Below are 12,127 nucleotides of genomic sequence, written 5' to 3'. Positions count from 1 at the left end.
TAAACCTCAAAGCAAGTATACCATCTCATCCTATTTACCAGCGATTGCCTTATTAGAAATAAAAAAGAGAAAACTTTCGAAAAAGTTCTCTCCTTTTTTTTGTATTAGTTTTTCACATCCAACAGACTCATCAGTTCAAAACCGGTATTTACTTTTGAATAGATCGAACATACAACAAATAGATTTTTTCCTGCGAATTCGACTTTTTTGAATCGTCTAGAAGAGGCCGGGATGTGGTGGTGACCGTGGATTGCCCCAACAATATTGTACTGTTCAAAGAGTTTTTCGATTTTCGGTTCCTCACAGATATATTCTTTGTTATAGGCCTCGCTAGTTTCCGGCAATAGACTCAACTCATTGAATAATGGTGCATGTGAAACAATCACCGTTGGAATATTCGTATCTTGGTCTAGTAATTTTTCTAACGAGTTTAAGATGAATCGCTGTTGTGCCTTCTTGCGTTTCACTAAAGCGACTGGCACGGTTAATCCGATATAGCGAACCCCATCATGAACGAGACTGCCATTATTCAGCAGCTGCATTTTCGGAAAACGCTCCGCTAACTCGGTCTTTACAACCTCATAAAAAGCATGCTCTCCTGTCGGCAGCAAATACCACGCTTCATCGGGATCTTGAACCAGCTCCTTGAACCATTCGTACTTGAAATAAGGCCGCCATTTATCCCACTGCTCGTTTTCCTGATCGGAGGTTTCAGGTAATACATCGACCAATTCATGACCGCCGATCACATAGATACCCGCTATTTCTTCATCTGTTACATGCGAATCAGAAACATCCCCCGCCAGTACATTAAAGTTGCGATTGAGAAATGGCAGCTTCCCGTCTTTGGCATGAATGTCTGACACCACATTTACGATATTTCGGTTTTCGGTGGAATGAACATTTTTGAAGTATTTCTCAGCCTCATCGGGATGGACACTATGAGCAATATAATTCTCGCGAACTCTGGTCAGTTCTTCGCCGTATTCGGAACGTAAAAGCGGCTGAGTATTGACCACCGGCGTTGACCCCATAACAACAAGTGCGTTTTCTAGTCCCTGTTTTACCTCTTGTGGTAATAACGACAAAGCAGAATCAATATCTGAATGAATTGTTAACCCTTGATCGATCAGCAGTTGATCTTGTTCGGTAGAAGATAATAACTGAACGGCTTTGCCATCGATCATTAATGGCAAAGAGTTCGCAAGCTGCACAACGAAATTCAAGTATTCAGAGATATACCCCGCGATCCCTGTCTTCGCATTTTCACTAAACAGAAACTTCCCGGCCAGATTCGCAGAGAGTGGTCCCGTCTCATCGTGCTGCATCAAGCGGCCCGCCACCTGAATCTCCAACAAAGGATTTTGCAAGATCGCATTATAGGCCTGCTTCACTTCAAAAGATTGCTCATCCACACGATTTCCTGTCACCTGAAAAATACTCAGCGTCAGGTATTTTTCCAATGTCGTCTGGTGTAATTCGATATAACGGCGAATTTCTTCCGGATGCAGCAAATATTGGATCGCCGCCCGCTGAATATAATTTCTAGCCGTATCATAGGGAATCGCAGAATACACGAGATTTCCTTGAGAGGCTATCGCCATTGATTGATCTCTTGTATTGTAAGATAGCTGGAAATAATCGTTTTTGAATAACGTTTTATTCACCGGCCGCCGTTTATTCTCTGGATACAGCTCAACTCGAGCAGCCAATTCTGGCGGCAAGGCAATGCCTGTTGGCAAAGACAGCTCTCGTTTTCCGACTGTTAGCGCCTGTTCATTTTTCTTTTGTTTCATCAAAACACCTCTATATCACGAACCTTTATCTAGTACGTTCATTATAGCGTTTATCATTGTTTTGAACCTAATAAATTTTGAATTCAATAAAAATATTTTAGAAAATGAAAAACAAGCCTTTTAAATAGGAAATTGACAAGTAAAAGGCACTATTATTTATTTCTACCTTTAATAAAAAGTTGAAAAGAATATTCCTTCTTCTAGTGTTAGCATGTCCAAGGAAAGGATTGATTCTAGATGGACTTTGTTATTGGAAATGAGATTACCACAATCAATTGCTATGGAGAAAAAGTAACCGGAATCATCGAACAGATCTATGTAAACACCATACTTGTCGGAAATAATACGGATAAATATGTTTGTCCTAAGTAATCGTTCATAACATAAAAAGGCAGCGTACTGATTTAGCGTACGTTGCCTTCCTTATTTTAGGAGAAAAGAAAATCCTCTACTCATTATTTAGATTCGTCTAGTCGATCACGGCTTCCTCAACTTTTTCAACTGAAGTCTTTCTTTGTAGGAACTTAACGACTTCCACGATTGGAATAATCGAGAAGGAGGCTGCCGCCACGACACCCCATTGAGTTCCATTCAGTGACGCTACTCGGAAAATATCGTTCAGTCCCGGAACGAGAATGATCACACCCATCAAAGCAAAGGAAAGCAAGATCGCCCAATTAAAGGTTTTATTACGGAAAGGCCCGACTTTGAAAATCGACTGTTTTACAGACTTCACATTAAATGCGTGGAACAGCTGCATAAACCCAAGTGTAGCAAAACACATCGTCAAAGCATCCGCGTGCTGCAAGCTATAAAGAGCCTGCGCCGAAAGTCCCGGCATGTTCAAAGCCGTATGTGCTGGATTTTGAATCGCAAACCAATAGACGAATAACGTAAGACCGCCTTCCAAAATTCCTTGATAGATAATGCTGCTGAAAACGCCGCCGGAGAATAGATTAGACCTCCGCCCTCTTGGCTTATGACTCATCAAATCTTTTTCTGCCGGTTCCATTCCTAAAGCAATCGCCGGAAAAGTATCTGTAACCAAATTGATCCATAATAGATGGATTGGCAGCAACGTGTCCCAAGCAAACATTGTCGCAATAAACAACGTCAGCACTTCACCTAAATTCGCCGCTAATAAATATTGCACTGTTTTTTGAATATTTGAGAAGACTTTTCGCCCTTCTTCTACTGCCACGACGATCGTCGCAAAATTATCATCGGCCAAGACCATATCGGAAGCTCCCTTTGAAACTTCTGTCCCTGTGATTCCCATACCGATTCCGATATCTGCTTGTTTTAGCGATGGTGCATCGTTGACCCCATCTCCTGTCATCGCCACGACTTTGCCTTCTTGCTGCCACGCTTTGACAATACGCACCTTGTGTTCAGGGGATACGCGGGCATAAACAGAATAGTGATAGACTTGTTTGGCAAATTCTTCATCACTCATCTCGTTTAGCTCCGCACCAGTCAAGACCGCATCCGAATTTCCTGCGTGAACGATTCCTAACCGGACTGCAATGGCTTCCGCGGTATCTTTGTGATCCCCCGTGATCATGATCGGACGTATTCCTGCATCTTTTGCCATTTTGACAGCTTCTGCCGCCTCTGCTCGTTCCGGATCAATCATTCCGACTAACCCAGCAAAACAAAGGTCATTTTCAAGCAGCTCAGAAGTCAGCGTTTGGGGAATTTCATCAAGATATTTGAAAGCCATCGCTAACACACGCAGGGCTTGTTTGGCCATGTCTGCATTGTTGAACAATATTTCATTTCTTTGTTTTTCGGACATTGCGGTTTCTTGTCCCTCAGCGAGCACTCGGGTTGTTCGCTGAATTAAGACATCCGGGGCACCTTTTACCGCGACCAAATATTTCCCATTTGAAAGCTGATGGATCGTACTCATTAATTTACGATCGGAATCAAAAGGCAGTTCGCCAATTCGCGGCTCCTTACCAAGACTCTCTTTTAGATCAAGTCTCTGATCAATTCCGAACTGAACCAAAGCCGTTTCTGTTGGATCGCCGATCAGTGTGCCATCTTGCGCGATTTTCGTATCATTGGCATAGTTCATGATCTTCAACGCCATATTGTCCTTTTCGATCGCGGCTTTGGCTGATTTTTGCTGAAAATCCGTATAAAGTTTTTCTACTGTCATTTGATTCAGCGTTAAGGTTCCTGTTTTATCTGAAGCAATAATATCGGTACTGCCCAACGTTTCCACTGCCGGTAATTTTCGAATAACTGAATTTCTTTTCGCCATCACTTGGGTTCCTAAAGCTAAAATAATCGTGACGATCGCCGCCGGATTAGAATAATTTAAGATCCACGTATCCGGTGAATACCGGCGAATGTCTTCGATTAAATCCTTCATCGCCAGAACACTGCGAATTCCGTATGCAAACCCGCCAGGTCCGCAGGTTTCTTGTCCAATCACACCATATTTCAATGGAATCTTTTCGTCCTGTTCACGCATCGGCAAACCGCCGGCCCGAATCTGAACAAACGCAAAGTCCATGTCTTTAAAAGCTGTCGCTTTATCGGTTGTATATACATATTCCTCTAACTCGGGATAATACTCGCGGAACAATACCTCGCCATATTGCCCAATCGGTTCTTGCCGTTCTTCATCATTATCGTAAAGCACGATTTTCTTCACCGGAAAGGTTTCCTTTACCAAACACATCAATTCCATCATGTCGGGCGTATAGGTACTTCCGCCTCCCACAAATACTACGTTAAACTTTTTCATCTAGCCTCATCCTTCCTGTCTGTCTAAGTCGTTTCTTGTATCTGAACTCACTATACAACAGCCGGAAGGATTAAATTTTTTTAGACCAGTTACAATTGTAACTACTGATTAAGCTCCAATAAAATGTATTCGAAAAGTGCTAGACACTTGCTGTCAAAGAGATCTGGCGCATTTGGTTCGCGTTCTGTCTCTACAACCTGAGTGTGCGTAACATGTCGACCAATCGTGCTGTCTGATGCGGCCGTTAAAAGAATCGAGGCTGAAACAGTCGATTTTATTTTCTTGGCAATCTCTAAAACATCATCCGTCTCCCCGCTTTTGCTAATGAAGATCACCAAATATTCTTGATAAGGAATCGTCATGTCGATCGGCGAACTGCTATTCACAAATAGCCCTAACTTCGAGAGCTTCTTTTGCAGGTAATCTGCGATGATCGCCGAATAGCCGATCCCAAAAACAAAAATAATTTTATCCGAGAACTGCGAAATCAACGCGGCCAATTTATGGACATCCTCTTGATCAAAAAGCGCGATCTCCGAATTGCTGGCGGTATTTCCTAGGCGCTGTTTATATTTATTGACATAGATCATTTCACTGAAGCCCGAATACCCTAATTTTTTAGCGAACTTAACAATATAGGTCGTTGACACATAGTTCTCTTCAGCGACTTTGGTCAATTTAGGCAGTTCGCCTTTTGCGATCGCTTTCATTATTTTCTGATAAATCTTATGTTCTGTATGATTTAGTTGATAGACCATCGTGCCACCTCCAGCTCTTTTTAGTTTTATTATAGCATTGGATAATTTTGAAGATTATCTATCAGATAAAAAAAGCTGATGAGCTCTTCCTCACCAGCTAACTAACGGATGTTAATTTCAAAAGATAAGATGGATGTTCCAGACCTGTGGGTTCATAGTAAGTGTTTGCTTGAAATTGAAAGCCCAGCTTTTCCAATAATTTTTTTGATGCGCGATTGTCTGGATGATGTCCCGCGAATAGGAACACGAGATCGGTTTTGCTTTCCGCAAAATTTATTACGCCGCGAGCAGCTTCTTCAGCGAATCCTCTTCCCCAAGCAGAAGGCAATAAATGAAAGCCTAATTCGGCCGTTTGGGTATTTAAGTCATACGCATGTAATCCGCAACAGCCAATAAACGTTTCGGTTTGCTTTAAAAATAGCGGCCAATATTGATAGCCAAAATCCTTTTGACTCTGAATTTCTGTATGCAAGCGCTGGAGTACTTGATCCTTTGAGAAGCGTCCATTTTTGGCAATAAACTGAGTGACGTGTTCATCGCCCCATAATTCATCCGCTAATGCACTGTCCGACTCCAACCAATAAGAAAAAAAGAGCCGTTCTGTCTCGAATTGTCGTTTTCGCATAGATTCTCCCTCGCTTTGCTAAAAATGATCTTTGTTAATTGTAGCGGCAATTAATTCCATAAAGCAACAAAAAATATCCAAAAAGACGAAATGTTCTTAAGTCTTCTTGGATATTTTTTTAAGTTACTTTTAGTATACGCGAACACCGAAGTCTGGTGTGTAGTATTGAGTTGAACCGTATTTCACGTTTTCGCCTGGTTGAGGTGCGTGAATATATTGGTCGCCCCCAGCGGAGATTGCTACGTGATAAGTTGATCCTTGGTCACCCCAGAATAATAGATCGCCTTGTTGCGCTTGATCTACGGCAATTTGCGTACCAGATGATTCTTGTGCAACTGTCCAAACGCCGATATCTTTACCGGTTACTTGCTTGTAAACGTATTGAGTAAGACCAGAACAGTCGAAACCGCTCGTATCTTTTCCGCCCCAAACATATGGTGTACCGATATATTTTTCAGCCTCATTAACAACTTGTTGTCCACGAGTAGCATCCGTTGATTGTTGTTGATCTTGCTGCTGATTTTGTTGTTGCTGTTGATCTTGCTGTTGTTGTTGTTGATTTTGTTGATTTTGTTGTTCTTGTTGTTGCTGTTGTTGATTTTGCTGCGTTTGATCTGGCGCAGTTTGTTGTTCTTGCTGTGTTTGTTCTGGTTGTTTTTCCGGCGTTTGCGTTTCAGCAGGCGCTGGTGTTTGTGTTGTTTGCTCTTGTTGAGCCGGAGCTTCTTCTTTTTGAACCGGTGCTGCTGGTTCTTGTTTCAAAGCATCCGTAGTTGATGTTGGTACTTCAGCAGGTGCTGCTGGCGTTACTTCCGGTGTTGGTGTAACATTAGCAACTGGCTGTTGTTCAACGACTGGAGTCGTATTTTCAACTGGCGCTGCTGTTTCTACCGGTGCAGTTTGAGCAACTGGTGCTGCTTCGCTAGCTGTACCGTTGCCAACAACGACTTTTTGTCCTTCATAAATATTCCCGCTGTCGTCGATATTGTTCCAATCAGTGAACTCTTGAACACCAATCCCGAATTGATTCGTGATAGAATTGACCGTGTCACCAGATTGAACAGTGTATTCTTTTGATTGTTCTGGTGCTGCAGCAGCTGGTTGCGCTACTGGCGGAGTCACTGGTTCTGTTGCATCATAGCTAGTCAAATCATGTTCTTGAATAGTAGAAACTAATTTTTGAACATATCCCTTGTCATCATTGAAGCGGCCTTCTAATGCTGCGGCAGCTGTTTTGTAATCATTCGCATTGCTGCGCCAAGAACCGCTGAAGTAATTTTCATTACCGTCACGAGAAGTTGTTTTTATGATTTCAATATAGTCTTGAATGGCTTCTTTATAAGAACCATATTGTTTCATTTCTTTCTTTTCAGTTTGACCAGTTTCTGCGTCTTTTTTATCCAGCATTGCCGATTTGCCTTGATATTGACCTTCTAAACCGAAGAGATTGTAATAAGGGGCTTGCGCATAATCCGTTTGTCCCCAGTCACTTTCAACGATGGCTTGAGCGATCATAATCGAAGCATAAAGGTCATGCTTTTCGGCTAACGGTTTGATCTCATTTGAAACTTCATTGATAAATGCTTTCTTATCAACATTTGAGGTGGTTGCTGTCGTTTTTCCTTCAACTGCTTCTACTTCATGTGTGTTTAGTAATGGTGCCGCTACTGAAACCGTCACTAACGCCGTACCTACTACAGCAGACCCTTTCTTAAGGTAGCGATAATTACTGGTCTTCTGTCGTTTCTGTTGACGCAGCTCGCGCCTGGTTAAAACTTTATTTGACATTTAACATCTCTCCATTCTCTCTCTCATTGCTTTCTTAACATAATTAATTATAACACAATAGAAATGGTTGGTCATTGGTTACGATCTGCATTTCTTGATATTTTAGATTATTTTTTCAGAGAATAGACCAAAAAGGCCTATTTTTCAATTATTTTCATTTTCCTTAAAAAATTGATTCCCAAACCGACCTTTTAAAAGATGTTTAAAAATCTTTTTTGTTAATTTGAACAAATGGGGTGCGCATATGCTAAAAGAAAAAATCAGAAATCTGCCAAAAACACCTGGTATTTACAAAATGAAAAACGCCAATGGGGATATTATTTACGTTGGAAAAGCCAAAAATTTGAAGCAGCGAGTCAGCTCCTATTTTGTCCAAAATAAGCAGCATTCTCGAAAAACTCAGGAGCTGGTCCGCTGGATTACCGACTTTGATTACGAAGAAGTAGACACAGAATTTGATGCGCTCTTATTAGAATACCATTTGATTCATCAAATTCGGCCGCAATACAACCGCATGATGAATTATTATGAAGGATACGGCTACTTTCAGTTCATAGACAAGGCTCCTTACCTGAAGGTCCTGAGTGAATGGTCTGAGGAGGGGTTAGTCATCGGCCCCTTCTTCAAGCAAAGCAAGATCCAAGAATTAAAGCAGATCATTAACAGTACTTACCGCCTGGACGGCCCTTTGAAATATGTCGCCGGAATCGTTAAAAGCTACGAGGAGCTTTCACCTGAGGAAGAATTTGAGCTGCGGATTCAAGAAATCAAGGAGACTCTATTAGGCCAGTCAACTGCCCTGCTTACCCGAATTGACCAGCGTGTTCAAGCTGCTAACGCGCGGCATGATTATGAAGGCTCCGCGCAATGGTGGGATAATTACTTGACTGTTCAGCGCTTTTTACGACGCAATAAGCAGTTGATCCAGATCATGCAAAATCAGACGTTTGTCGGGATCTTACCCGGGGAAGGCGCCTATTATTGTTACCTTTACGCTAAAGGCGAACTGTTGGCTCGCATTGTTTATCAGCGTAAACCGACCTTTCAGCAGGCCAAAAAAAGATTGGAAAAAGGAATCTCTCCCGCCACTTGGCAGCGGCTCGCAGCGAAAGAACGTCTAGCAAAAGCTGACGTAGACTTATTTCCGATCTTCTTCAATTACTTGAATCAGCATAGACAAGTCCTAGGCTTCCCTTCACAGGAAGAATAGTTCCTATTTGTATTCGATTTCATTCCTTGTTACAATCACCGTAGGAGTTTTAGAAACGGGGGATGAGTATGCAAATTGAGAAGATTACTAAACCAGCACAGACAATCGTTTCGATGTCCACTCATATTTCACATGAGCACATACCTAATTACATCGGAACTTCATTTGTCGATCTGCTAGAATATATTCAAAAAAATGGAGCTGAACTTGTAGGAACACCCTTTATTTCCTACTTGAACCTGGATGAAACGGGCAATGCTAAGGATGAACTGTTAGCGGTCGAGATCGGCTTCCCGATCAATCAGGAAATCCCATCAACAGAAAAATTCCAAAGCTATGTGCTGCCAGGCTATCAAGCTGTACGAACACTTTATGTCGGCGATTACGAGGAACTGACAGATTCATATAAAGAATTGGTTGATGCCATCAAGCAAGAAAATGGGATCTTCACCTTCCGCAGTTACGAGTACTTTTTAACAGATGCTTCCGTTCCTTTAGACGATCAAGAGACAATGATTGAATTAACCTATCGTCCCAAAAGAAAAGATTTATTAACTACCTGATTTTTATTTTCACATTAAAATAGAATGAGGAGCCCTTCAAAATATAAATTTTGAAGGGCTCCTTTTTGTCTAACTATCTTTAGAAAGTCTTCTAGCAAATAAAAAGACCGTTTTTTTATCTCTTACGCGAGAATTCATTTGATCTATTAAAAAACACTTTAGCAAAAAACGCCAAAGAGTTTTTTAAAAGTTATTTGTAGTTCGTTTTTTAATTGATTGAGAAAATTGAGGAATTTAAACTCTTACTTATCTCATAATGAATCATTTGTAAGCAAAAATTAAGTGATTCACTCAAGTTTCGCCCTGTTCTTTTATGTTAATTTTTATTATTTTAAATCACATAAGAAAACCAACAAATAACCTAAACAATTACATAGTGGTTTTGTCGAGATCATTTCTTAAATTTGCAAAGTTCTTTTTGACCGTCTAAAAAATCTCTAATCGCTAGCTAAATTGACTATTCTAATATAATTTTCGTGACATTTTTTCATTAGTTTCCACTTGATTATTTTAGAAGGTTTGTCCCCATGTTTCAAATACCGTCTGCTCTTTTGAATGATTTAAAATCGTCAGGCTGGAATTGTCAACAATTCCGCTCTCACGAATTTTGGCCAATGGAATTCCTTTTAACGTATTTAGCAATGCCATCAAAAGGATGCCGTGACTGACGACTAAAACTTTCTCCTTCGGATGCGCGGCCGTGACTTCCTCAATTACTTTAGTACTCCGCGTGATCAGACTATTGTAAGATTCCGCGTGGATCTTTTCTGCATCGAACAAATCAGGTCGTGTGCGATAATTTTTTATTTCTTCAGGATAGGCTGCGGTGATTTGATCGATTTTTTTGCCATCCCAATCTCCTAAGCGCAATTCCCGTAATTCTTCAACGATCGTCAACTCTGGTGCTTTGATATTTTCTGCTAGAATGATTTTCGCTGTCGTTTGCGCGCGCATTTGCGGAGAGGTTAATACGCGATCGAAAGGAACATCCTTCAAATGTTGAGCCATTCGCTTGGTGGCTTCCACGCCTGATTCGATTAATGGAGAATCTACGGTCCCGCCATTGAAGCGCCCTTTTGCATTGATTTCTGTTTTCCCGTGTCGGACAAAATAAAACTGTGTCACACCCTCACTCCTTAGTCATTATTAAAGCGTCATCTTTCAACATACGAAAAATGATCGTTATCGTGTTCCCTTCCGCTTGTCCAGCTGAGCTGAAAAAGTCGGTTCGGCAACTTTCACCCACCAAGTATACACTACTAATCAGTGATTTATACCAAAAAGAGCGACCGAATTCCTTAAAAGCCCAAAAAATAACTATTTTATAAAATAGTAAGTTCTTAAAGACGTGACATTGCAACCGGATTCATTTATAATAAAAACAACAATGTACATGATATCGTTCTGATTTTACTTAATTTGCAGGAGAACCACCCTTATAACTCGGAATTATTAACGCAAAATTAACGAAGAAATTAGCTTGACGTATTCATAGAATGGAGGGCAACGCATGGAAAAGGAACGGAAACAGACCAGTACGGATTTGGCTCTGGCTACCGCGGGTATTTTTAGTTTGATCCTTTTTAGTATCCTGATGCTGGCACGTGTTGTCGAACATCGAGAAATTATGGATCTGTTTAGTCTTCTTACCGGAGCTGCGGCCGCCTTTTGTTACGGAAAATTCCTGTGGATCAAACAAAAAGCTTGGCTAACCATATCCGTTTTGCTTTTTGCCTCATGTATTTTCTTTTTTATCAAATACCTATTTTAACAAATTGCTGTCAGTAGATATTTACTGGCAGTTTTTTTCTGTCTGAATTTTTGCTACTATTATATAGGAGATTCTATTGACTAAATTTTTAAGGAGGCAGCCATGTCTGATTTTGCTACCCTCGTCGATTATCTGACGACGATTCCCGAAAACGAACATTTTCAATCCGATACATTAGTGATTGCCGGCAACAGCTTACCAAGCTTGATTGTTTCCGCCGCAGAATTTTGTGAAAGTGAAGCGAGCATTCAGCAGGTGCTTTTTGTTGGCGGGATCGGTCACGGCACCGCCCCGTTGATCGCGAATTGTAAAAAGATGTATCCTGAGTTGGTTCGCTCTGAGTGGTCAGACCTTTCAGAAGCGGAAATCACGCAGGAAGTCTTCTTGCATTACTGTTCTCGCGAGCTCACTTTACGCTTAGAAAAGAAATCAACGAATACTGGAGAAAACGCTCGCTTCTCTTATGAACTTTTTGACCAAGCTGCGCCGCAAAATTTTTGGCTCGTCCAAGATCCGTTAGTTCAAAAACGATCGCATGTTACCTTCAGTAAAGAATGGGGATTGCCTTTAGCCGCGATCCAACCACTCTTTTTCGAACAGCCGAAATTAATTGATTTTGATACTCGCCCCCATTTTGAAAATCCGCAAATGGATACTTGGTGGGCGCCGGAGTATTTCTTATCGTTAGTGATTGGCGAGATTCGCCGACTCAATGATGACAAAGAAGGCTATGGACCAAATGGCGCAAACTTTATCCCGCATGTCGATGTTCCAGAAAAAGTGTTGATGAGTTATCGCCGCTGCCAGAAATATTTGGCCGGAAATGTGCGGAAATAAAGCCAGAAATTTTAAAATGATCCT

Annotated in this window: 11 protein-coding genes; 5 read left to right on the top strand and 6 right to left on the bottom strand. The window is 41.2% G+C overall.

Annotation, left to right across the window (positions count from 1 at the left end):
- Window positions 1-104: 104 nt before the first annotated feature.
- A complete protein-coding gene (locus PGP85_RS00505) occupies window positions 105-1,796 on the bottom strand; it encodes a metallophosphoesterase family protein (RefSeq protein ID WP_010741850.1) in 1,692 nt (563 codons plus the stop codon).
- A gap of 237 nt (window positions 1,797-2,033) precedes the next feature.
- Here PGP85_RS00505 and PGP85_RS00500 point away from each other — a divergent pair, with 237 nt between their 5' ends.
- Window positions 2,034-2,168, top strand: a complete 135-nt coding sequence (locus PGP85_RS00500) for a hypothetical protein (RefSeq protein ID WP_010741849.1) — start codon at window positions 2,034-2,036, stop codon at window positions 2,166-2,168.
- A 97-nt stretch (window positions 2,169-2,265) separates the two neighbouring features.
- On the opposite strand, the gene PGP85_RS00495 is transcribed toward PGP85_RS00500, so the two are convergent.
- From PGP85_RS00495 to PGP85_RS00480, 4 genes are all read right to left on the bottom strand, one after another.
- The gene (locus PGP85_RS00495; RefSeq protein WP_270325522.1) at window positions 2,266-4,554 is read right to left on the bottom strand and encodes an HAD-IC family P-type ATPase; all 2,289 of its coding nucleotides are present in this window, start codon (window positions 4,552-4,554) and stop codon (window positions 2,266-2,268) included.
- A gap of 101 nt (window positions 4,555-4,655) precedes the next feature.
- Entirely contained in the window at window positions 4,656-5,312 is a 657-nt protein-coding gene (locus PGP85_RS00490) for a MurR/RpiR family transcriptional regulator (RefSeq protein WP_010741829.1), read from the bottom strand.
- A 97-nt stretch (window positions 5,313-5,409) separates the two neighbouring features.
- Complete coding sequence (locus PGP85_RS00485) at window positions 5,410-5,937, bottom strand: GNAT family N-acetyltransferase (protein WP_270325521.1); 528 nt, start codon at window positions 5,935-5,937, stop codon at window positions 5,410-5,412.
- Window positions 5,938-6,066: 129 nt separating this feature from the next.
- Window positions 6,067-7,722 (bottom strand): C40 family peptidase, encoded by a 1,656-nt coding sequence (locus PGP85_RS00480; RefSeq protein WP_010741827.1) that lies wholly within the window; start codon window positions 7,720-7,722, stop codon window positions 6,067-6,069.
- Between the two features lie 244 nt (window positions 7,723-7,966).
- On the opposite strand from PGP85_RS00480, the gene PGP85_RS00475 reads away from it, so the two are divergent.
- Window positions 7,967-8,932, top strand: coding sequence for a GIY-YIG nuclease family protein (locus tag PGP85_RS00475; protein ID WP_270325520.1), 966 nt, complete (start codon window positions 7,967-7,969; stop codon window positions 8,930-8,932).
- 68 nt (window positions 8,933-9,000) lie between these two features.
- On the top strand, window positions 9,001-9,495 hold the full coding sequence (locus tag PGP85_RS00470; protein ID WP_010741825.1) for a GyrI-like domain-containing protein: 495 nt from the start codon (window positions 9,001-9,003) through the stop codon (window positions 9,493-9,495).
- Window positions 9,496-10,005: 510 nt separating this feature from the next.
- On the opposite strand, the gene PGP85_RS00465 is transcribed toward PGP85_RS00470, so the two are convergent.
- A complete protein-coding gene (locus PGP85_RS00465) occupies window positions 10,006-10,620 on the bottom strand; it encodes a histidine phosphatase family protein (protein ID WP_010741824.1) in 615 nt (204 codons plus the stop codon).
- A 385-nt stretch (window positions 10,621-11,005) separates the two neighbouring features.
- On the opposite strand from PGP85_RS00465, the gene PGP85_RS00460 reads away from it, so the two are divergent.
- A complete protein-coding gene (locus tag PGP85_RS00460) occupies window positions 11,006-11,266 on the top strand; it encodes a DUF6442 family protein (RefSeq protein WP_010741823.1) in 261 nt (86 codons plus the stop codon).
- 102 nt (window positions 11,267-11,368) lie between these two features.
- Complete coding sequence (locus PGP85_RS00455; protein ID WP_010741822.1) at window positions 11,369-12,103, top strand: YdcF family protein; 735 nt, start codon at window positions 11,369-11,371, stop codon at window positions 12,101-12,103.
- Window positions 12,104-12,127 lie beyond the last annotated feature (24 nt).

The sequence above is a fragment of the Enterococcus malodoratus genome, assembly GCF_027659535.1.
GTDB lineage: Bacteria > Bacillota > Bacilli > Lactobacillales > Enterococcaceae > Enterococcus_A > Enterococcus_A malodoratus.
The sequence above is the reverse complement of the archived record's forward strand: the minus strand, read 5'-3'. Positions and strand labels throughout refer to the sequence as shown.